The sequence below is a fragment of the Alteromonas sp. 009811495 genome (assembly GCF_028865455.1).
In the GTDB taxonomy this organism is placed as follows: Bacteria; Pseudomonadota; Gammaproteobacteria; order Enterobacterales; family Alteromonadaceae; genus Alteromonas.
This window is the reverse complement of record NZ_CP113972.1, coordinates 1,416,388-1,438,676: the sequence shown is the minus strand read 5'-3', so window position 1 is coordinate 1,438,676 and position 22,289 is coordinate 1,416,388. Positions and strand designations below refer to the sequence as shown.

22 protein-coding genes and 4 tRNA genes are annotated in these 22,289 nt (G+C 45.2%); 3 read left to right on the top strand and 23 right to left on the bottom strand.

Translation table 11 applies throughout. The features are described 5' to 3' along the window. Window positions 1-8: 8 nt before the first annotated feature. Window positions 9-782, top strand: a complete 774-nt coding sequence (locus tag OZ660_RS06505) for a hypothetical protein (RefSeq protein WP_274742932.1) — start codon at window positions 9-11, stop codon at window positions 780-782. Window positions 783-1,115: 333 nt separating this feature from the next. On the opposite strand, the gene OZ660_RS06500 is transcribed toward OZ660_RS06505, so the two are convergent. From OZ660_RS06500 to aspS, 18 genes are all read right to left on the bottom strand, one after another. Continuing rightward, window positions 1,116-2,852 carry a DUF6538 domain-containing protein gene (locus tag OZ660_RS06500; protein WP_274742931.1) on the bottom strand — a complete coding sequence of 579 codons (1,737 nt, stop codon included), beginning with the start codon at window positions 2,850-2,852 and terminating at the stop codon, window positions 1,116-1,118. A 95-nt stretch (window positions 2,853-2,947) separates the two neighbouring features. Further along, a tRNA-Ser gene (locus OZ660_RS06495) sits at window positions 2,948-3,038 on the bottom strand. Window positions 3,039-3,147: 109 nt separating this feature from the next. Next, window positions 3,148-4,203 carry a quinolinate synthase NadA gene (nadA, locus tag OZ660_RS06490; RefSeq protein WP_274742930.1) on the bottom strand — a complete coding sequence of 352 codons (1,056 nt, stop codon included), beginning with the start codon at window positions 4,201-4,203 and terminating at the stop codon, window positions 3,148-3,150. A gap of 296 nt (window positions 4,204-4,499) precedes the next feature. Next, window positions 4,500-4,575, bottom strand: a tRNA-Lys gene (locus OZ660_RS06485). A gap of 38 nt (window positions 4,576-4,613) precedes the next feature. Then, window positions 4,614-4,689: transfer RNA gene (locus tag OZ660_RS06480), tRNA-Lys, on the bottom strand. A gap of 24 nt (window positions 4,690-4,713) precedes the next feature. Further along, a tRNA-Lys gene (locus OZ660_RS06475) sits at window positions 4,714-4,789 on the bottom strand. A 292-nt stretch (window positions 4,790-5,081) separates the two neighbouring features. Beyond that, entirely contained in the window at window positions 5,082-5,873 is a 792-nt protein-coding gene (gene ybgF, locus OZ660_RS06470) for a tol-pal system protein YbgF (protein ID WP_226432776.1), read from the bottom strand. Next, window positions 5,873-6,439: a peptidoglycan-associated lipoprotein Pal gene (gene pal / locus OZ660_RS06465; protein WP_274742929.1), complete on the bottom strand. Its 567-nt coding sequence runs from the start codon at window positions 6,437-6,439 to the stop codon at window positions 5,873-5,875. The genes ybgF and pal overlap by 1 nt, the downstream gene beginning before the upstream one ends. Before the next feature lie 40 nt (window positions 6,440-6,479). Continuing rightward, window positions 6,480-7,835: a Tol-Pal system beta propeller repeat protein TolB gene (tolB, locus tag OZ660_RS06460; RefSeq protein WP_159623063.1), complete on the bottom strand. Its 1,356-nt coding sequence runs from the start codon at window positions 7,833-7,835 to the stop codon at window positions 6,480-6,482. A gap of 4 nt (window positions 7,836-7,839) precedes the next feature. Beyond that, window positions 7,840-8,670, bottom strand: a complete 831-nt coding sequence (gene tolA / locus OZ660_RS06455) for a cell envelope integrity protein TolA (RefSeq protein ID WP_274742928.1) — start codon at window positions 8,668-8,670, stop codon at window positions 7,840-7,842. 7 nt (window positions 8,671-8,677) lie between these two features. Continuing rightward, the gene (gene tolR / locus OZ660_RS06450; protein WP_159623067.1) at window positions 8,678-9,097 is read right to left on the bottom strand and encodes a protein TolR; all 420 of its coding nucleotides are present in this window, start codon (window positions 9,095-9,097) and stop codon (window positions 8,678-8,680) included. 30 nt (window positions 9,098-9,127) lie between these two features. Further along, entirely contained in the window at window positions 9,128-9,817 is a 690-nt protein-coding gene (gene tolQ, locus OZ660_RS06445; RefSeq protein WP_202264541.1) for a protein TolQ, read from the bottom strand. Beyond that, window positions 9,807-10,205, bottom strand: a complete 399-nt coding sequence (gene ybgC, locus OZ660_RS06440) for a tol-pal system-associated acyl-CoA thioesterase (protein ID WP_159623071.1) — start codon at window positions 10,203-10,205, stop codon at window positions 9,807-9,809. Before ybgC ends, tolQ begins: the two co-directional genes overlap by 11 nt. A gap of 403 nt (window positions 10,206-10,608) precedes the next feature. Then, window positions 10,609-11,613 (bottom strand): Holliday junction branch migration DNA helicase RuvB, encoded by a 1,005-nt coding sequence (ruvB, locus tag OZ660_RS06435; RefSeq protein ID WP_274742927.1) that lies wholly within the window; start codon window positions 11,611-11,613, stop codon window positions 10,609-10,611. Between the two features lie 69 nt (window positions 11,614-11,682). Then, a complete protein-coding gene (gene ruvA / locus OZ660_RS06430) occupies window positions 11,683-12,303 on the bottom strand; it encodes a Holliday junction branch migration protein RuvA (protein WP_159623075.1) in 621 nt (206 codons plus the stop codon). Between the two features lie 110 nt (window positions 12,304-12,413). Continuing rightward, complete coding sequence (ruvC, locus tag OZ660_RS06425; RefSeq protein ID WP_274742926.1) at window positions 12,414-12,932, bottom strand: crossover junction endodeoxyribonuclease RuvC; 519 nt, start codon at window positions 12,930-12,932, stop codon at window positions 12,414-12,416. After that, entirely contained in the window at window positions 12,932-13,372 is a 441-nt protein-coding gene (gene nudB, locus OZ660_RS06420; protein WP_274742925.1) for a dihydroneopterin triphosphate diphosphatase, read from the bottom strand. The genes ruvC and nudB overlap by 1 nt, the downstream gene beginning before the upstream one ends. A 3-nt stretch (window positions 13,373-13,375) precedes the next feature. Next, window positions 13,376-15,136 (bottom strand): aspartate--tRNA ligase, encoded by a 1,761-nt coding sequence (gene aspS / locus OZ660_RS06415; RefSeq protein ID WP_274742924.1) that lies wholly within the window; start codon window positions 15,134-15,136, stop codon window positions 13,376-13,378. A gap of 200 nt (window positions 15,137-15,336) precedes the next feature. Between aspS and OZ660_RS06410 the strand changes: the two genes are divergently transcribed. Continuing rightward, complete coding sequence (locus OZ660_RS06410) at window positions 15,337-16,236, top strand: DUF72 domain-containing protein (RefSeq protein WP_274742923.1); 900 nt, start codon at window positions 15,337-15,339, stop codon at window positions 16,234-16,236. A 76-nt stretch (window positions 16,237-16,312) separates the two neighbouring features. Here OZ660_RS06410 and OZ660_RS06405 read toward each other — a convergent pair whose 3' ends face one another. The 3 genes from OZ660_RS06405 to OZ660_RS06395 are packed head-to-tail and all read right to left on the bottom strand — an operon-like array spanning window position 16,313 to window position 19,520. Further along, complete coding sequence (locus tag OZ660_RS06405) at window positions 16,313-17,653, bottom strand: sigma 54-interacting transcriptional regulator (RefSeq protein ID WP_226432770.1); 1,341 nt, start codon at window positions 17,651-17,653, stop codon at window positions 16,313-16,315. Further along, window positions 17,650-18,234: a hypothetical protein gene (locus OZ660_RS06400; RefSeq protein WP_274742922.1), complete on the bottom strand. Its 585-nt coding sequence runs from the start codon at window positions 18,232-18,234 to the stop codon at window positions 17,650-17,652. Before OZ660_RS06400 ends, OZ660_RS06405 begins: the two co-directional genes overlap by 4 nt. Window positions 18,235-18,236: 2 nt before the next feature. Then, entirely contained in the window at window positions 18,237-19,520 is a 1,284-nt protein-coding gene (locus OZ660_RS06395) for a sensor histidine kinase (RefSeq protein WP_226432768.1), read from the bottom strand. Here OZ660_RS06395 and OZ660_RS06390 point away from each other — a divergent pair. After that, complete coding sequence (locus OZ660_RS06390) at window positions 19,511-19,687, top strand: hypothetical protein (RefSeq protein WP_274742921.1); 177 nt, start codon at window positions 19,511-19,513, stop codon at window positions 19,685-19,687. The two genes, OZ660_RS06395 and OZ660_RS06390, sit on opposite strands and share 10 nt — an antisense overlap. Here the strand turns inward: OZ660_RS06390 and OZ660_RS06385 are convergent. Together OZ660_RS06385 and OZ660_RS06380 are read right to left on the bottom strand one after the other, a co-directional pair. Continuing rightward, window positions 19,676-19,957: an EF-hand domain-containing protein gene (locus OZ660_RS06385; protein WP_201283703.1), complete on the bottom strand. Its 282-nt coding sequence runs from the start codon at window positions 19,955-19,957 to the stop codon at window positions 19,676-19,678. The two genes, OZ660_RS06390 and OZ660_RS06385, sit on opposite strands and share 12 nt — an antisense overlap. A 261-nt stretch (window positions 19,958-20,218) precedes the next feature. Further along, entirely contained in the window at window positions 20,219-22,288 is a 2,070-nt protein-coding gene (locus OZ660_RS06380) for a bifunctional diguanylate cyclase/phosphodiesterase (RefSeq protein ID WP_274742920.1), read from the bottom strand. Window position 22,289: the final 1 nt, after the last annotated feature.

The following is a 22,289-nucleotide window of genomic DNA, read 5'->3' as shown; positions in this document are numbered from 1 at the left end:
AATCATCAATGAGTAAAGTAGTAACACCAAGAAAGTGTAGTGAGTGTGGTAAGCGTCGAATACCAGCTAAGCGGTCTAATGGGCGATTGAGTACCAAGTGTAAAGAGTGTTTTGGAGGACAGTTCTGGCTCTCAGAATTTGGTCGCTGGTTTGCTGAAGCTGCTAAAAGGCAGTCACAAGTAAGTATGCCCACTGATGAGAGTGATATTAAGGGAATTTATGCTCTCTGGGCTGAGCGTAAGAAAGCCACAGGTTTTACCAAAGCTAACGGTCAACTGAAGCCAGTCTATGATTACCACATTAGTCACAGAGACCCAGCGAAGGGAGAAGGCTTTCAAGGCCGTTTTACTGCTGCGAACCTAATCATAGCTACCGCTAAAGCTAACAAGATGGCCTATAACAATGAGTCAATAGATCATGGGTTTAGGGTCTACACTAGTAAGAAGCCCTTTGGAACAGCAGCAAAGGTAAGGGAGTGGTGTGGAGGGCAATATGACCTAACAGGGCTTGTGAGGGAGTTAGAGCTCAAGAAGTACGCACCTAAGAAAATCAGCACTGGTGATGTAAACTCTGACTTCTTACCAGAAGGAGTGCCGCCACAGACAATGCTGGAACGTCAACTGAGAAGGTTTAAGGGAGGCAGCACTGATCCGTGGAGACGTACCATCAGCAGTCCTAATGACTCGTTCACATCGGCTCTTGTCTATGGAATTGGTCTTGGTAGTGGTGAGCTCGATGAGTCTTATGATGGACCCAAAGAGCTTAAAGAGGAAGACTTTTAGTCTAATTCAAGGGCTACACCGTTACCACGAAAAACACTTCACGCTCCCCCGTGAGACCCATGTATAACGAGGGATACAGAGGTTTTTTCAAGGCCATAGTGCGCACGACATGACGTTACAGTAGCCCTTTTGCAAACCCTAGAAAGAGGCTTAGTTAACTGTCCCCTGAAAAACGAAATACCATCGACCCATATTAACCTTTAACAGTATTATTGCTTGTTAACAGGATGTACTGAAAAAATGAGCAAACGATAATAACGTTTTTTTGTAAAGTCATGGAACGATGCAATCGTTACTAAGGGTCATTACCTCGCCCCCTCCCCCCCTAGACACCTACCAGATACGCTTAAGGTTTAACCTTGGTAGTTTATCTATGGCAGATCTCTTAGTGTCTATAGTCACAGTGCCATAACGACCACCTTCATTAACCGCTGCGTGGCCTGTAATAGCATCACTAACACTGTCTTCTACTGAGAGACTTCTCATCAAAGTCTTAAAGGCGTGGCGAAAGCCATGAGAAGGCTGACTGATTTTGATTCCCTTGCCTCTTACTGTGTCAGTCCACCATTGCCCCACTTTAACACCTCTATTCCCGTACTTGTTTGGGCGTAGCTTTGGGAACAACCAGTCACTTTGCCTATTCGCATAATCAACAAACCCTAGTTCTACAATGTGCTTAGGAACCGGCACTTCTCGTACTGAGCTTGGTGACTTAAGGCTTTGTTCCTCGCCTTCTCTAAGATACAAATGGACTAAGTCCTTGCCTGTTATGATGACATCCTCTTTCCTCAGCTGTGCTATCTCATTAATCCTCGCACCAGTATATCGACATAGTATAGGGACCCAGTAAGACGCCATTCCATAGGAAGTTGTAACCTTTGTTGAATGAAATATTTCGTCTTGAAATGCTAGTTCAATATCAGCTTGAGAGTATCCTCTATCCTCTTTTGTCTCAGATTTATCAACAATCTCCTTCACCTTTACACCGTTAACGGGATTATGAGGTATCAGCCCCATATCCATTGCATGCGTAAACACTGTCGACAATAACTTTAAGGCTTTCTTAACTGAATTAGGTGCATAGCGTTTGAGATCTCGCTGTTCAGCTATTCGAATCTGCTCTTCTGGAGATTTATTCTTAACACTTTTACCACCGGAGCTAGGCATCAATCCCAGAGTGTCCCTTAGTTTCACAATATCACTACGTTGAACCGTTGTAACATCAAGATCCCCTATAATTTTGACTAAAGACCTTACCTTAGAGTCAGTCTCATCGAGTGTCTTGAGTCGCCCACCTTTTGCTGACACTCTCGATTTCTCTAACTCAATGTACGCGTCCAGTACTGATGTAATAGTATTGGTTTTCTTAACTTGGCGACTGGTGTTATTCACAGATTTCAGCGGTGCCTGACTTTCTTCTATTGCAACTGACAGTGCATTACCAGCAAGTTCACACCTTATTGGCTGATACGTCCAATCGTCCTTGTAGCGAGCTCTACAGAGCGACTCAAGCCTTGGAATGTAAGGGTAAAAGGAGCGTGCTAACTGAATGAAGCTAGGGCAACCAAATGGCACAGCAATCCCTTCAATGTCGAGTTGACTTTCAATGTGGTCTCGCAAGTCTTCAGCCAACTCTTTCAACTGAGCTTCAGTAGCACGAACTATCTCTGAACCTGATATAGGAAGCGAGTCAGACAATCCAAACTCATGGTAACGGTATTTCCCATCACACCACTCAGCGTCCCTTACAAGTATCTCTGTGAAGTCGCCACTGGCTTCCATACGGTCTCTAATGCGGATATACCAACGCTCAGCGAGTATGACGCAATCTTTGACCGTTAAGTTAACTGAGGGCTCATCACTGAGTTTAAGACGTGCGAGTTCAATCTCTCTGTGAGCTTCTTCGAGGTAACTGGGGAACAGTCTCTTAGCTTCAGCGAGACTTTTAGTCTTAAGGGAAGTCTTAAAGGCAGTTTTGCCTATGATAGGAATGAGGTCTTTAGGGACCGCCATTCTGAAGTAATACACCCCTGATTTTGGGTGCTTTTCAGGTGTAGCCATTCTACTCATTTATACCACCACTTTGTACAAGTTAGTGGTTACATCAAATTCTCTGTAAGCCTTATACGACAAAGCCCCGCGAACCGCGAGGCCTTGAGGTAATCTGGCGGAGAGAGAGGGATTCGAACCCTCGATACGCTATAAACGTATACACACTTTCCAGGCGTGCGCCTTCAGCCACTCAGCCATCTCTCCAAATTTGGTATCAAGGTTTCCCTTGAGCGCGCGTATAGTAGGTAATGCCGCGCGCTTAATCAAGAACTTGCTAAAAATTAGTGAGCAAGTGCTTATAAAACGCGCTGTTTTACAAGCCGCCTTTTGCTTTTAGCTCGGCAGAAAAATCTAACATGCGATCAAGGGGTATAAGTGCACCTTTTCGAAGCTCATCGTCCACAAAGATTTCATGCCCTTCACTTTCGCCCGTCAAAGACGCCTTAATCGCCTCTAAGCCGTTCATTGCCATCCAAGGACAGTGAGCACAGCTTTTACACGTAGCGCCGTTACCGCCCGTTGGAGCCTCAATAAAGGTCTTCTCAGGAGTAAGTTGTTGCATCTTGTAAAAGATGCCTTTATCAGTAGCGACGATAAAGGTGTCGTTGTCCATAGTTTGAGACGCTTTGATAAGCTGGCTCGTAGAGCCAACCGCATCAGCCATATCAACTACACTTGCAGGTGACTCTGGGTGAACCAATACTGCAGCGTTAGGGTACAATGCTTTCATGTCAGCCAGTTTTTGTGCAGAGAACTCGTCGTGCACAATACATTCACCTTGCCACATCAACATGTCTGCGCCGGTTTGCTTGGCGATATAAGAGCCTAAGTGACGATCTGGCCCCCAAATAATTTTTTTGCCTTGGCTATCTAGGTGCTCAACAATCTCTAATGCAATGCTAGAGGTAACCACCCAATCTGCACGCGCTTTAACGGCAGCTGATGTGTTCGCATAAACAACAACAGTATGATCTGGATGCTGGTCACAGAATTCGCTGAATTCTTTTACCGGACAGCCAATGTCTAACGAACATGTTGCTTCCAGTGTTGGCATAAGCACGGTTTTTTCGGGGCTAAGTATTTTTGCTGTTTCGCCCATGAAACGCACGCCAGCAACAATTAATGTTTGTTCTTGCGCATCGCGACCAAAGCGCGCCATTTCTAGCGAGTCTGCAACACAACCACCTGTCTCTTCAGCTAGCGCTTGAATTTCATGGTCGGTGTAATAGTGTGCTACTAGCACCGCATTGCGGGCTTTTAACAAGGCTTTAATTTCAGCCTTCAACTCAGCTTTACGTGCTTCTGATAATGGCTGTGGTTTTGCAGGGAACGGGTACTCTACCTGCTCCACTCGAAATGCTACTGACATTAACCTACATCTCTGTTGCGACAAGGGTGCGGATTATACCCAACTGTCATAAAAATTACACACTCCATAGACAACAATAGCGTAATAAAATAGTCGTAGTCATGCTTACTATTCAACGCTTTTGCTAAGTGCTTGAAATAAAGTACATGGGGACAAGAAGAGAAGATCAAAGGGCAAACGTGAAAGCACGTTCAAAATCGCTGCGAGAGTTTTGCCGACCAGCTTCGCTGGTTCAAATCCTAATTTCACATCGAAGGAAATTTTGCGTATTGGGGAGTATTTGGTTCTTGGCTTGATGGTGGGTCGTGCTGGATTCGAACCAGCGACCAATTGATTAAAAGTCAACTGCTCTACCAACTGAGCTAACGACCCATCAAGTGACACTATGATGTGCTGCGCATTTCAAATGATGGTGGGTCGTGCTGGATTCGAACCAGCGACCAATTGATTAAAAGTCAACTGCTCTACCAACTGAGCTAACGACCCATCATTTGATGCTAGGAGAGAAAGTGGTGGGTCGTGCTGGATTCGAACCAGCGACCAATTGATTAAAAGTCAACTGCTCTACCAACTGAGCTAACGACCCTTTCTTTCCTGTTGTTGCCTGTGTCTTGGCAACGGCGGCATATAATACTCAGATTTTTTTCTGACGCAACCCATAACGTCCTTTTATTTTCATTTTTCTGTCAAATTACGACTAAACGGTCAAAATGAAAACAATTCGCTGGGTATTTATACCAATGGATATTGAGTTTAGTAGATTTTGTACGTGAGCACACAAAAATAAGTGCAGAAGAATTGTGCAGTCTGTCTCTCATTTTATAAATATTTATTTTCAGAAAGACACAAAAAAGCCTCTTTAAAAGAGGCTTTGTTCACTACAAGTTATTTAATCGAGATTCTGCTAGGCGTTTTGCCGAGGAATTTGGATATTCATTGATAACTTGTTGCAGTAATTGGCGAGCCGAAGAAGCGTCTCCTGTACGTTCTGCAATCACACCAAGCTTAAGCAATGCATCGGGTCGTTTTGCAGAATCTGAGAAACGATTAGCAACAATATTAAATTGTTCACTCGCTTCACTCCAATTTTGTTGATTAAACAACAACTGCCCTAGCCAGTAGTGCGCATTTGGTGCGTAACTGCTATTAGGAAAGCGCTGAATAAACGACTGAAATGCAGGAATGGCTTTGTCGTACTCACGCGACTTCAGAATAAGATTCACCGCATTTTCGTACGCTTCATCCTCACCTGCTTGTGGCGCTTGTGGTGTGGTTACAGCAGGTGTGCTTGAAATTGGGGTTTCTACACCCGCGCTTGGCATTGCATTACCTTGTAGCGCTCCACCCTGCTTTAACGCCTCTACACGCTTGTCTATTTCTAGATACAGTTCACGCTGACGTTCCAACACTTTTTGAAGTTCATTGGTATTCACTTCAACAGCACCACGCAGCTGGTCAACTTCCATCTGCATGTTGTCTAACTGAGTTTGCAAGCGATGTTGCATTTCAGTACGACTTTTTACTATGCGTTCCAGTACTGCTATACGCTGTTCTAGTTCACCGCCGCCATTAGCGTTAACCACAGGGGCCTGTGCAAATGCAGTAGAAACAGCAAGGGCGGCACTTAACGTGACGCCCAGTTTTAATGTTTTATTCGCTAGAATAATCATTAGCGGTATACAACCACTCCGCGACGGTTTTGAGCAAATGCATACTCAGTAGAACCCATCACAGCTGGCTTTTCTTCACCGTAAGATACAACAGATACTTGGCTGCTGCTTACGCCTGCGTTAAGCAGATAAGTTTCAACAGATTGAGCACGACGCTCACCTAGTGCAATGTTGTACTCAGGTGTACCACGGCTGTCAGTGTGACCTTCGATAGTTACTTTCATGCTTGGGTTTTTCACCAAGAATGCAGCGTGCTTGTCAAGAATACGTTGGAATTCAGGCTTAATGCTTGAACGGTCGAAGTCAAAGTAAACGGTCTGTTCGTTTTTCAGCGCTTCCATTTCTTGTTGAACCATCTCTTCTTGACGCTTCATGCGCTGAGCGGCTTCAGCTTCAACGCGCTGTGCTTCTGCTTCACGTGCTTCTGCTTCGGCTGCAGCTTGCTCTTGTGCAAGACGGTTGCGTTCTGCTGCTAACTCTTCATCGCTAGGGCCTGACGAACATGCCATCATTGTCACTACTGGCAAGGCGATAATGAAGCTTTTCATCACTTTATTCATTTGCATCCTACTAATCCTTAAATTTTATTGTTTAGTCGTTAAATTGTTAGAACAAAAATGGTGACCAACTCGGCGATTTAACTTGCCCATTGGCTGCTGGTAACCTAGCTTTAAAGCGCCCATCAAGAGATACCAGTGACAACACTTGGGTGCCTTCATGCAGGGTGCTATATATTATCATGCTTCCATTCGGCGCTACACTTGGTGACTCATCTAAGTACGTCCGTGTCAGTACTTGTGGTGAACCGCCATCTAAAGACTGCTTAGCAATATGATAGTTACCATTTGTCTGGTTAACCATAATCATCTGCTTGCCGTCTGGAGAAATTGTACCGCCAAGGTTCTGTTCACCTACAAAGGTAACTCGCCTTACTTTCCCAGAATTTAAATTTACGCTATATATCTGGGGTTTACCACCCCGTTCAGAGCTAAATATTAAACCACTGCCGTCTGGAAGCCATGAAGGCTCTGTATCAATCGCTCTATTACGGGTGATACGGCGCAAGTTTTTGGTCGCCAGATCCATCACATACAGCTCTGGATTACCATCTTTCGACAGAACCATTGCAAGTTGCTTGCCATCTGGTGAAAACACTGGACTACTGTTTATTCCAGGGAAGTCCGTAATACGCTCACGCTCACTGGTATAGATGTTTTGAATGTATATCTGTGGACGGCGATTTTCAAAGCTAACGTATGCAAGCCTTTCACCGTCAGGAGACCATACAGGCGACATCAACGGCTCAGGCGACGATAGCAATCGAGTTTCGTTCTCGCCGTCATAATCGGCAATCACCAACTGATATGGTTTTTCTACTGTGTCTCTGTCGCGCACGATCACATAGGCGATTTTGGTAAGAAACGCTCCGCGCACGCCTGTTAGTTTTTCATAAACAATATCGCTAATGCGGTGTGCGTACTGACGAAAGTCATTGCCGTTAATCGCAGCTTGGCGCGCCACAATTACATGGTCATTGCTGGTAACCAATACACCATCTTTAAGTACTTTTGACTGGCCGCCATCAAGCTGGCCTTTCAATATGTCTATTAATTGATAGGTTACCAAATATCGATTTGCACCCTGCTCTTCAATACTCCCCACTAACACAGTATCGACACCCAGCGTTGCCCACGCGGTGTAGCTTACCTCATCAGCGGTTTCAGGGTACTGTGGCATTTTATCAACCGCTACAGGGTTAAATTTACCACTGCGCATCAGGTCAGCCATAATCACTTTCGAGATGTCACCAGGCATGGCGCCCTGCCCTTTCCATTTAAATGGTACAACACCGATAGGGCGTGCACTGTCGACACCTTCGGTAATCACAATTTCTAAGGAAGCAAATACTTTGGCACTGAAAGCCACGGTAATAAGCGCTATCCATAATCCTAATTTTTTCATACCACTATAATTCCACTTTTAACGTAATGTCTTTAAGTTGTTCGTACACATCCGGCGCTTCTGACACTGGCAATTTCTCTGCACGTCGTACCGCTGTTTCAGCGGCTCGACACAAGGCCTCATTACCACCTAGTACCCGAATGCTCGTCACAAATCCTGTTGTCGCTAGCCGGATATTCAATCGGCATGTTTTGCCTTCAAAACTATCATCAGAATATAAATTGCGTTTAATAGTCTGTTGGATTCGCGCTGTATACTCCTCTACTTCAGTTAGCACCTGCTTTCTGCGCCTCTCTTGCTGCGCAGCACGCTCCTGTGCTAATTGCTCTTGCATTATCCTTTCCATTTCTGCGCGCTCAGCGGCTTCTTTTTTCTTTCGTTCAGCCTCCGCCTTTGCTTGCGCCTCACGCTCTTTACGCTCTTGCTCTTTCTGTGCAGCAAGTCGTTCGAGTTCTTTCTGGCGTTTTGCTTCTGCGGCTTCAGCTTCTCGTTTCTCTCTTGCACGCTTAGCTGCAAGGGCTTGCTGGCGTTTTTTCTCAGCCGCTGCTTGTGCTTTTCTTTGGCGCTCTTGCTCTTCGGCGCGAGCTTGCGCCTCTGCCTGTGCTTGCGCACGCTTTTGATCCGCAATGGCTTGAGCATCAATAAACGTAGCTTCAATAACCGGCGCATTATTTGGGAGGCTGGGTAACGGATCAGGCGAAAAACTGACGCTAATTAGCAACAGTGCAGCCATAACAGCATGCAAGCCCAATGACTTGTACAAGCCAAGTTGTTCTGGGCTTATCTTGCTCGAGGTTTTTTTAACTGTCGTCGTCGACATTTCAGGCTTCGCCATTTCCTGGTTACTCGACTGGATCAGTCATTAGGCCTACTGAGGGCACACCGGCTTGCTGCAAGAGTACCATGAGCTGAATGACTTCATTGTAAGCCACTTGGCCATCGCCTTTAACAACCACAGGCGTATTTGGCTCTTTGGTTAACTGCGCTTTTACAATTGCACCCAACTCATCTTTACTAATTGGTGACTCTTGATCATTACCGACATTCAAGAAATAGCGCCCCTTCACGTCTACTGACGCAATAATAGGTGGGTTATCTTCTTGCTCAATAGGATTAGCACTCGCCTTCGGCAAGTCTACTTTAACCCCTTGAGAGATAAGGGGAGCCGTTACCATAAAGATAATAAGCAGCACCAGCATCACGTCGATGTATGGCACAACATTAATTTCAGATACTGGTCGGCGACGTTTTCTTACGTACATAACAAGTCCTCCGCTTCGTGATGTAGACGCTTAGGCTTGTTGTTGTGCTTGCGCAGCAACCGCTTGGCGATGAAGAATGGCTGAGAATTCTTCCATAAAGTTTCCATAGCTATTTTCAAGCTTCTCTACTTGGTGACTAAAACGGTTGTACGCTATAACCGCAGGGATAGCCGCAAATAGACCGATTGCAGTGGCAATAAGCGCTTCGGCAATACCCGGTGCAACCATTGCTAGCGTTGCTTGCTGTACTTCGCCTAGCGCAATAAAAGCATTCATAATGCCCCACACGGTTCCAAATAGTCCGATGTAAGGGCTAATTGAGCCTGCAGTCGCAAGGAAGGGTAAGCGGCTTTCAAGCTCTTCAACTTGACGTGACATAGACACACGCATAGCGCGGTATGTGCCATCCACAATACCATTGGTCGCGGTATTAGATTTACGCAAGCGAACGAACTCTTTAAAACCTGCACAGAATATACTCGCCATTCCAGTTAGGTTAGTTCGAGCAGATAACTCTTGATAAAGACGATTGAGATCGGCACCCGACCAGAACTTATCTTCAAACTGGCGCATCTCTGTGCGCGCTGCCGACAGCGCTTTGCTGCGCTGAAAGATAAATGTCCATGATGCAACAGACACGCTCAGTAGTAACAACATTACCAGTTGAACAATAAAACTTGCCTGTAGAAACAAGCCAATAAATGTAAGATCAGATGACACGCGAAATTTCCCCTAACAAAGTACGTGGTAGTCGTTTTGGCTTCATGGTCGCCAAATCGACACAGGCTACTTGAATATCTCCAGATACCAATTTACTGCCCTGTTCATTTTTTATGATTTGTTGAAACGTCATACTAGCGCCTTTCAATTCTACAACGTGAGACTCAATACTCAACAGTTGGTTAAATCGCGCTGGCGCATAGTTATGCATCTCAACGCGTTTGACGACAAAAGCGACAGATTGTTCCATTAATGTGTCTTGTTCGAATCCAAGCCCGCGTAACCACTCTGTTCGCGCACGCTCCATGAATTTTAGGTAATTGGCGTAGTACACAATTCCACCTGCGTCGGTGTCTTCGTAATACACTCTTACCTGATGTAGATGCATAACTATTCCCTTACCAAGAAAATTATTAATCCAAGTTACCGTTAAACGGCCTAGATAATACGATAAAATGCAGTACCGCTTTAGCCCTCAAAGCCCATGAAAGCGGACTTTTAATCAAAATTATACCATTGGTAAACATACTTTTAACACATTAGTTTTTTTAATGCGAAAGAACAATTTTACTCAATTGTGGTTTTTTCAGGTCACTCTATAATGCACAGCATCAGTCATACAGAGCGTGATGGTGCGAAGCACGGTCATGCAAGAGACATTCTCCTGTTAGACATGAGTTCCCTGGATTTATTTCCTTCAACACTTGTTGTTTTAGCCCGCTCTCTGAGCGGGCTTTTTTTTGCCTGTTTCTCGCTAGGCGCAACATCATACTCGCCTAGCATTGCGTTATTTATTTTGATGGCGTAAAGCCAAAGTGTAGGTAGGCGCGGTTAGACACGATACGTCCGCGCGGAGTGCGTTGTAAGAAGCCTTGCTGAATAAGAAACGGCTCGATCACATCTTCTATCGTTTCTTTTTCCTCGCCAATTGCTGCCGCTAGATTATCAAGCCCCACTGGACCACCATCAAATTTCTCGATAATAGCAGTAAGCAACTTACGGTCCATGTAGTCGAAGCCCTCTTTATCTACATCAAGCATATCCAATGCTTTCGCTGCAATGTCAGCGCCTACCGTTCCGTCAGCTTTTATTTCAGCGTAATCACGTACACGACGCAAAAGTCTATTAGCAATACGAGGCGTACCTCTAGAGCGACGCGCTACCTCTTGTGCGCCGTCTTCACTCATATCAAGATTCAGAAAGCTGGCACTGCGAGCCACAATGCTTGTGAGATCTTTAACCGAATAAAACTCAAGGCGCTGAACGATACCAAATCGGTCTCGCAATGGAGATGTCAGTGAGCCTGCGCGCGTTGTAGCACCCACCAAAGTGAAAGGAGGGAGATCAAGCTTAATAGAACGAGCAGCAGGCCCCTCACCAATCATGATATCAAGCTGATAGTCTTCCATAGCAGGGTAGAGAATTTCTTCCACGACAGGGCTTAAACGATGAATTTCATCAATAAACAACACATCGTTGCGCTCAAGGTTGGTCAGCAATGCTGCCAAGTCACCCGCTTTTTCCAATACCGGGCCTGATGTGGTTTTAATATTAACGCCCATTTCATTGGCAACAATATTAGCGAGTGTTGTCTTACCCAGACCAGGAGGGCCAAAGATAAGCAAGTGGTCTAGCGCATCATCGCGATTACGGGCAGCCTGAATAAAAATTTCCATTTGCTCGCACACGTGAGGCTGCCCAGTGTAATCCGCTAACATTTTGGGGCGAATAGCGCGGTCGATTACCTCGTCTTCCGTATTTGCATCTGGCGTAATCAGTCTGTCTGCTTCAATCATAATATATCTACTTAAAACAATACTTTGTGCAACTGCATATCACCAGCTAGCACACTTTTGTACTATGCGTTAAAGGGCTGCTTTGAGCGCCTCGCGAATAAGCGCTTCGCTTTCCATACCATCATTGTACACACTATCCACCAATTTACTTGCCTGTGCAGGCTTATAGCCTAATGCAATTAATGCACTTTGTGCTTCTTCTCTAGCATCATTGACTGCAACGATGGTATTCGCAGACAATAAATCACCACTGGGGGGAGGCACGGCAATACTCTGCGCTTTGCCAAATTTGGCCAGCCTGTCTTTCAGTTCAACCACTAATCGTTCTGCCGTTTTCTTACCTATACCTGGTAAACTAACCAGTGCCGAAACATCTTCGTTTTGTACACTCGCTAAAAATTGTGATGCAGACATACCCGACAGAATTGCCAAACCCAGCTTTGGTCCAACGCCATTGGCCTTAATTAACTCTCTAAACAGGCCTCGTTCCATCTTATCAGCAAAGCCAAATAACAATTGGGCGTCTTCTCGCACGACAAAGTGTGTGTAAACAATGACTTCTTCTCCCACTGCTGGCAATTGATAGAAGCTTGTCATCGGCATATGAATTTCATAACCAACGCCAGCCACATCTACAAGAATTTCTGGAGGCTGTTTTTCAGCCAACGTACCGCGAATTCGTCCAATCATGTGCTGTCTCTTTATAAACTCATTTTTCGGTGCTTTACGTACTATCGGTCGAGCGACACTACGCGTAGTTACACCCCAGTATTGTGAAGACGGGTTCTAGGAAAATAAGATTAACGCAAGCGTCCGCGCACTGTTTTGCGCGCTTGCCCAGCCATATTTATTAAGCTTTGCTCGGTATGCGCATGACACAGCGCAACGGCGAGTGCATCGGCAGCATCAGCTTGTGGAGTACCGCTTAAATTCAGTAAATGCTTAACCATGTGCTGAACTTGCAATTTATCGGCACTGCCTTTGCCCACCACGGCTTGTTTAATTTGTCTGGCGCTGTACTCAGCCACCGGAAGCGCTGCCTGCGTTGCCGCAACAATAGCTGCCCCTCTTGCTTGCCCGAGTTTTAGCGCTGAGTCAGGGTTTTTCGCCATAAAAACCTGCTCAATAGCAAATTGTGATGGGTTGTATTGACGAATAATATCGCCAATTCCAGTGTAAATATTGGCTAGTCGTGCCGGTAACTCGGCTGTGCCAACGCGAATACAACCACTTGCAACGTAAACTAATTTACCTTGCTTACGAGCAATTAAACCGTAGCCTGTGATCCTAGAACCTGGATCTATACCCAGTATAACCATTAACGCATACTCGGTACAAACAAAGATACTGCTTCTTTGTTTGACGGCGACCAAAGCCTATCTAGCGCTTCGTCTTTAGACACCCATTGGTACTGTAAATGCTCAGTTAGCGTCAACGGAATTTCACTATCTATTTGAAGGGAAAATACATGCTCGGTATTGTAAATCGTGCCGGGGGGGTAACGATGTAGCCAGCGACTACGGATTTCGTATTGATTCTGCTTTTTATGGTCATTGACCACAAAGCCATGCGCTTTAGCGTCGATGCCAATTTCCTCTGCTACCTCACGGTATGCGGTCTCAATTGGCAACTCCCCCTCTTCTAACGCGCCAGTTACCGACTGCCAAAAAGTGGGATCATCTTGCCGTTGCAGTAGCAACACTTGGTGGTGTTGGTCATACAACACCACCAGTGCAGATTCAGGCTTCTTATACGCCATAAATTACGACTGTTTCTTCACCGTCGCAATGGCTAACTCTTCAAGCTGTTGAGGGTTAGCAGGGCTAGGCGCAGACGTTAATGGGCAAGCTGCAGTCGTCGTTTTCGGGAATGCCATAACATCGCGAATTGACGTTGCGCCTGTCATAAGCATAACTAGACGGTCTAGACCAAACGCAAGACCTGCATGCGGAGGCGCACCAAAACGCAGTGCATCTAGCAAGAAGCCAAACTTGTTCTTCGCTTCCTCATCGTCGATACCAAGAATGTTGAATACCGTAGACTGCATATCTTCATTGTGAATACGAACAGAACCACCACCTAATTCAACACCGTTTAGAACCATATCGTAAGCGTCAGACAATGCTTCAGCAGGATTCGCTTTAAGCTCATCTGGCGTTAATCCGCGAGGTGCAGTGAATGGGTGGTGAATAGCGTGAAGCTGGCCATCAAACTCTTCGAACATTGGGAAATCAACAACCCAAAGAGGCTTCCAGTCACCTTCTAGCAGTTCGAAATCTTCGCCTAACTTAAGACGGAGTGCGCCCATTGCTTCAGTAACTACCGTGTAGCTGTCTGCACCGAACAATAGAATATCGCCTGTTTGTGCGCCCGTGCGCTCAAGCATCGCATTAGTGATATCTTCTGTTAGGAATTTAAGAATTGGCGACTGTAGACCTTCAAGCCCTGCTTGCGCATCGTTCACTTTGATCCACGCTAGACCCTTGGCGCCGTAAATACCAACAAACTTGGTATATTCATCAATTTGCTTACGCGAGAGTGACGCACCACCTGGTACGCGGATAGCAGCTACACGGCCTTTCGGATCGTTCGCTGGGCCACTGAATACTTTAAAGTCAACGTTCGCTAAAAGGTCAGCGACATCGGTAAGCTCTAATAGGTTACGCAAGTCTGGCTTGTCGCTACCAAAGCGAGTCATCGCTTCTTTGTAAGTCATACGAGGGAAATCGCCAAGTTCAACGTCTAGCATTTTGTTGAACAAGTCGCGGATCATACGCTCAGTAATTGACATTACGCCATCGGCATCAAGGAACGTAGTTTCAATATCGATTTGAGTAAATTCAGGCTGACGGTCTGCACGTAAGTCTTCGTCGCGGAAACATTTTACGATTTGATAATAGCGGTCCATACCCGACATCATCAGAAGCTGTTTGAACAGCTGTGGCGATTGCGGTAATGCGAAAAACTCACCTTTATGGGTACGGCTTGGCACTAAGTAGTCACGTGCACCTTCAGGCGTTGCCTTGGTAAGAATAGGCGTTTCGATATCAAGGAAACCTTCATCTTCTAAAAAGCGACGTACTGCACCAGTCACTTTTGCACGGAACTGCAGACGCTGGCTCATGACTGGACGGCGAAGGTCAAGGTAGCGATAACGCAGGCGTTGCTCTTCTGAGTTTTCTTGGTTCCAATCAAGTGGAAGTACGTCAGATTTATTGATCACTTCAAGACCAGTACCAAGAATTTCGATTTCACCGGTACGCATATCTTTGTTTACCTGACCTTCAGGACGTGCACGCACTTTACCTGTTAGCTTCACGCAGAATTCGCTACGCAACGTGTTAGCAACAGATAACACCTCTGGCAGGTCTGGGTCGAATACCACTTGCACGATACCTTCGCGGTCGCGTAAGTCGATGAAAATTACACCGCCTAAGTCGCGACGCTTGTTAACCCACCCGCAAAGGGTGACTTCTTGTCCAATGTATGATGAATCGATATTCCCACAGTAATCTGTGCGCATGGTCCTTGACCCCTGATATATTTTCTTGCTTCGCATGGAGTGTAAGTGGCGCTTATTTGAGCATTGTTTAGGGCTTATTAGATTGACTAAATTCGCGTAAACTTGCTGACCAATTAACTGGCCTGCCCACTACATGCATAATGTAATGATTTAAAGGCCGCATAGTATAAACAAATGCTTCCTAAAGCCCAATGACAAATATGCATAAATCGGCCTTATCTCGCGGAAATATCTATATTGGATTACCCATGTGGCAACATAGCTATTGGCCAAAGACGTGGTTTGCTAATTATCCCAAGTCAGATAATGGTTTGTCTGTGTATGCTAAGGAATGTAATACGGTTGAGGGTAATACTACGTTTTATTCTCTTCCTCACCAAGACGCTGTAACGAGATGGCGTGATTCAGTGCCCGAACACTTTCGGTTTGCTTTTAAATTCCACCAGAATATTACCCATGTACATCAGTTAAAACACTGTGACGAAGAGGTTGCTCAACAGCTTTCCTTGTTAAGCCCTTTGAAAGAAAAGCTAGGGGTAATGATGCTTCAACTGCCCGCTTCATTTGGGCCAGAAAAGCTGCCCGATTTAGATACGTTTTTAGCAGCACTGCCCCAAGAATTAAACGTCGCAGTGGAAGTACGGCATTTAGCCTTTTTCGCTAAGGGTGACGAGGAAAAGGCGCTTAATCAGCTTTTGATCAGCCGCAGTGCAAATAGAGTCATTATGGACACCCGAGCGCTCTTTACTGGGCCTGTGGATGCAGGAGGAACAAGTAGACGTGCAATGCTAGAAGATGTCAGAGAGAAAAAGCCCCGTGTACCTGTAAATGTTATCGCTACAGGTGATACACCTATTGTACGCTTTGTGGGCAATGACGTGGATGACGACAACAGGCGCTGCTTACTGCCATGGGTGAAAAAAGTGAAACAATGGCAAAATGAAGGTAAAGACGTGTATTTCTTTTGCCATCGACCAGACAATAAAGACGCCCCTTGGTTAGCTCAGCAGTTTATTGATTTATACAACGAAGACGAAACAATTCACCTACTTAATAATCTTGCGATTAAGCATCAACCTGAGCAGGATGCGTTGTTCTAGCTAAGCATTTAAGGAACAAAGAAAAACGCATCACAAAAAGTGATGCGTTTTTCTTACTTTTTTGACTTGCCTATTTCTATCTGAAGTCAGCGGCATCAAGTTCGTGTTTTTTCATCAGCTTATGCATATCGGTGCGGTTTCTACCTGCAAGCTCTGCAGCACGCGTAACATTCCCATCTGTCATTTTTAACAGTTTATGCAGGTACTGCTGCTCAAAAGCATCGCGTGCTTCTGTGAGTGTTGGCCAACTTTGCTTGGTTGCAGACAGCGCTTGCTCAACAAGGTGAAGCGGAATTACCGGCGTTTGTGTTAACGCTACGCATTGCTCTACCACGTTAACTAACTGACGTACATTACCCGGCCATGAAGAGGTAACGAGTTGCTGCATAGCGTCGTCAGAAAACTGGCTTACGTTCACACCATGGCGCTGCGCACTTTGCTGTAATAGTGAGCGGGCTAATAGTGGAATATCTTCACTTCTCGACTTCAACGATGGTAGTTTGAGGTTTACCACATTGAGACGGTAGTAGAGATCTTCACGAAACGTTCCCTCTTCCATTTCTTTGTGCAAATCTTTATGGGTTGCCGAAATGATACGAACATCGATGTCCACATGCTTACTGCTTCCGACAGGGCGAATTTGGCGTTCCTGAAGCGCACGAAGCAACTTAACTTGAAGTGTCATTGGCATATCGCCAATTTCATCTAAAAATAGCGTGCCGCCGTCGGCCTCTCTGAACAATCCAGGATGCGCAGCAACCGCGCCCGTAAACGCGCCTTTCGCGTGACCAAATAACTCAGATTCAAGTAAGTTCTCGGGCAAGGCGCCACAGTTGATCGCAACAAAAGGTTTATCACTTCTGTTACTTGCTTTGTGAATGGCGTTAGCTAGAAGTTCTTTACCTGTTCCGCTTGCACCGCTGATTAGTACCGACACTTCGCGCTGGGCAATACGGTAGGCCTGATCTAATACGTTCAGCATTTCGGGGGAACGAGTAATAATATCTTTTGCCCAGTCTCCTGGTTGTGCCGCTTGTGACTGACTCAGCGCTTTTTGCAACAATGCTCTAAGCTCATCATGATCGACAGGCTTAGGAAGAAAACCAAATACACCGCGCTGGGTTGCCGCTACAGCATCTGCAATTGTGCCGTGAGCAGTCATAAGGATGACAGGAATATCTTTGCGAATACCCATGATTTCTTCAAATAGACTTAGGCCGTCTAAACCTGGCATGCGCAAATCGCTTAGTACAACATCGTAATTGTCGTTTTGCAGTTTTCTCAATGCTGACTGACCATCTTCTACTGCCGTCACAGTATAACCTTCGCCTTCCAAGCGTATAGTCAATAGTCTCAATAGGCTCTTGTCGTCATCTACCAACAATAAGTTTGGGTTAGTGCCGGCTTGCTCGCTCATTGTTGTGTACTCCTATTTTTGTCCATCAGTGTTGCTTCAATTTGCAACAGTTCTTCTAGTTTTTTTCTTAGCGTGTCCGTTTCGCTTTTAAGCGCTTCAAGTTGCTGTGCACGAGAGGTATTTTCTTTTTCCAATACAACAAGTGCTGACTCAAGTTCCATTTGTTGATTGTTCTGCGCACCTGCAACGGTGGATACAACCTTTTGAGCCAGTGGCGTAAACTCCCCAGCCACTTCATTCAAAGCCAGTTGAGCTCTTAGACGATCTTGATATGGCGTATCGTTTGGCAAGGTGTAGATATATGCAGTTAGTACATCAAATTCGGTTGTACCTAGCGCTTTAACCGCCGCCTTTCGTTCACTCCAATTGGTACTTCCCGCCTCTAACCACAAATTTAACCAATACGAGGGGTCGCAATTGTGCTCAAATGATTCTGGTGCTTGAGCATAAAAACAAAAATCTTGGGTAATTTTAGGTTTCGCGTTAACTGACGCTAAAGGCGCAGCATCTTCTTTATTGCCCTTGAGCATTTGACATCCTGTCAATACCATCAGGGCGGCTACTAAGCCTACTGTTCTCATTGTTATATTTCCTGTTGAGGGATTGTCACTCTAAAGCAAACGTCAGCGTAGTCTACATCGACCACTTGCACTTCACCGTGCATTAAACGGGCACAATCTGCCACTATAGACAGCCCTAGCCCTGTGCCAATGACGTTATCATTTCTTGGTTCGGTGCCTCGGATGAAAGGCTCAAATAATGTTTTTACTGACTCAGGTGCAATTCGCTTACCGCGGTTTGCCACATCAAGGATCACATTATCATTTGCATTGTAAATATGAATGTTAATTGGCCGTCCCACCGCGCCATGCGCAACTGCATTAGACACGAGATTATCTAATATGCGACGGAATAATTCCTCATCAATGGTTATCTCTGCTGGTTCAACGTTAAGATCGACCTCTCTATCTTGAATCGCGAGTGCGTAATCTTCTAAACAAGCGTCAGCTAAGACTTTGGGGTTGCTTTTTACCATCTTAGGTTGCGCTTGCTGAAGAAGTAGATTGTAATCGAGTAGCTTTTCAACCAAGGTATTTAGTCGTTGTGTACTAGCAGTTAGCAACGACAGCACCTCTCGCTGACTATTATTTAACTCACCCACAACATTTTCAGACAGCAAACTACACCCCTCTTTAATACTCGCTAGGGGCGTTTTAAGCTCATGTGCAGCGTGTCGCAACAGCGCCGTTCGAATATGCTCTAGTTGTTGCAGTCTTTCGTAAAGCCAGTGCAAGTCCTTTTCTACGTCAATTAACTCCTTTGGCGCTTGTCGAGACAACGGCGGTAGTTGCCCATCGCTGTGAGCCACAATACGAATAATTTTCTTAAGATTATTGACCGGATTTACAATAAGCTGACTGCCTAGCAAAATGAGGAGCAAAGACACACTGACTAACATTGCAGTAGACCACGCTTGCTTTGCTTGCATAGCATTTAAGTCGTCTTGTTGAAGCTGAACACGTTTACTTATCGCTGACTCGACATCAGCTCTCAACTGGTCAACGCTACTTGCTACAGACGCCAAATAAGCGTTTAGAAGTAATTGGTCTTCAATTGTCCGGTACTCAGCCAATTGACTAATTTGCTCTGAAAGCCGACGACAGCTTGGCGGCGCAGCCAGCGCCTGACACAAGTTATCAGCCGCGAGCGTAAATTGCTCTATCGCACTATCAGATAAGGTCGCCACCTGCTCGTTTCGCAGCACAGCAAATTGTCTGATACTGCGCTCTACGTCAACAACAGCATTATCAAGACGTTGCATATCACCGACAACGTCTACAACAAAACGTGTTTCTAATGTGGTCATTTGACCCACTTTGGCAAGGTCACTCTGACTTTGCCACAACAGCGCAATTAACGGTATTAACGCCAAGACAAAGCTACCTAGTGTTAATTGCCGTAGCGATCCCAGCTGAACAAGACGCTCGCCAAATGAAAACTTATGTATCAGAACCTTATCCTCTAATTGTTTGACGCCACGCTAGCATTTCCAGGAGTGAGTTCGCTTTTAGCCATTTCAGACTCTGAGAGTTTGCCGTCCTCATTGTCATCAATAAGACCAAAATTACGCAACAACTCAGTGTGTCGCACCGCTTCTTTCAGCGAAATTAGTCCATCCTTATTGGTATCTAATTTCTGCATCAAATTGGTCGCAGCCGATGCGTGCGCATCAGCAACTGATATTGCTTGTACTGCCGCTACCGCGCACAGTGCTAAAAAAACTTTTTCGAGACGTTTCATCATGAATCCTCCTCACATGCCCTCAAATCCTTTTGCTATACCCTTTCCATTGCATTTCAGACTATATCCGATGGCTATGCCTTTAATTCTGACTATGCCAAATTTGGACCACATGTGAAAAACCCATTATTTTCAATAACATTTGAAATTTAACTATGCAGAGTTACTTTCAACCAACAGAAGCATGTTGCAAAAAAGAAACACTTTTTTGCAACAGCGGTTACATTACGCTAAGAAAGAAACGATGTTAACTGTCGCGTGCAGTTAACTTGCTTTTGCAGCTGTATAATGGGAGGGCGACGCAATAAGGTCAGCAAGAGGAACAGGTTTACTAAACATAAAGCCTTGTACGCTGTCGCATCCGTGTAGCTTAAGATAATCCCATTGCTCTTGGTTCTCGATACCTTCTGCGCATACAGCAAGTGACAGTCGTTTAGCTAAATCGATGATAGCTCCTGTTACTAAGCGACTGCGCTCTGAGGTCTGAATTTCAGTAACAAACTGCCTATCAACTTTCAGTGTGTCGATATTGATTTGTGTGAGATAACTTAATGATGAATAACCCGTGCCAAAATCATCCAGTGCAATGGCACAGCCCATATTACCAATGCGCCTGAAGAACTTATTGGAAAGCGCAAAATTTTCCAAATAGGCACTTTCTGTTACTTCAAACTCAAAATTCTCAGGGTTAATGTCGTAAAGGTTAAATGTATTGTAGATGTAGTCAAACAACTGGGCATTGCGCAAATCATGTCCAGATAAATTGACAGATACTCTGAACGGATTAGACGCCCATTGCCTGATGTCTGGCATATCGATACAAACGCGCTTGATAACCCACTGCGTAATTGCAGTGATTTTCCCACCTTGTTCTGCAATAGGAATAAACTCATTGGGCATTACAAGACCAAACTCAGGGTGTACCCAGCGAATTAGAGCTTCAGCACCAATTACTCGCCCTTGGTTGTTTACCTTAACTTGGTAGTAAACGATGAATTCATCATTAGCTAAACCTTGTTCAATACCGTTAGCTAAGTGCAGTTTACGCTTGTGTGATTCGACCATATCTGGGGTAAATAGTGTATAGCTTCCACGCCCTCGCGCTTTAGAGCGATACATAGCAAGATCAGCATTGCTCATCAATTCGCTTAAATCGTAGCTCGCATCAGATGCGGTTGCTATTCCAACACTTAACCCCACGGTTAAGGAAAGGCCCCGTAGCTCGAAGGGTTCATCGAAAGAGGTGATCAGACGCGACGCTAAGCTTTGAGCTGCTTCAGGTGACACGTCTCTATCTGGCAATACCAAGAACTCATCACCACCAAGTCGGGCAAATAAATCGCCATCGCGTAATAGACGCTGAACGCGATCTGCAACCTCAATTAAAATAAGATCACCGGTTTCATGGCCCAATGAATCGTTTATCCCTTTAAAGCCGTCTAAGTCGAAAAACAGCAGCATAAGATCTTCATCGTTGCGCTTAGCCCGTGCTAATTCAAGACGCAGATTATCAAGTACAAATTGACGATTGGGTAGCCCCGTCAAACTATCGAAGTTTGCTAACTGAGACATGGTCTCTTGCTGGTCAACCAATGTTTGTTTTTGTTCAAAATTAATCAATAGCTCCACTTCAATCGTGTCGAGAAGGCTATTGATATTTTTTGCGAGTCGGCCGATTTCATCATTGGAGTCGTGAGAGCATCGCAACGCATAATCTTTGGATTCAAATACTTCCTGCGTGAACCGCTTAAGCGAAGTAAGTGGCGCAATTAAGTGGTAAAGGATGTAGGTACACATACATACACAAAGAAGCCAAAGCCCAAGAATGACAGGTAACTGCCCCAGAAAGCTGCCATACACACTGCTCGTTAATAGCTTAGTAGAGTCTGCATATATAACGATATGTCCAAGGGGGTATAAACTACTACCGATTAACTGGTGTGATACCACAATATTATCGTGACTGGTGACACCAAAAGGCACATCTTCTGGTGTTGTGGGAATTGAACCATCTTCGAACGCCATAACCGCATCGGTGCTAACGCGGGCAATAACATTGTAATTGTTATCGTAAAGGGTCGCTGAAATAATATATTGGTATTCTCTTAGCGGATTAAATAGTTGAGAATACAATGCTTTGTCACCTGGGCTGCGTTCCATCACCACGGCAAGTTGCTGCGCTAAATTGTTGCTTAAGGCAATGGTGTTTTCCTGCATAACGGCTTTCACAGATGCATTTTGCTCTGCTCTGGTAACAACAACGATACATATGACCAATACCGACATAAATAACATTATTGCCAGGCCAATAGGCACTTTCAACGTTTTAAACACT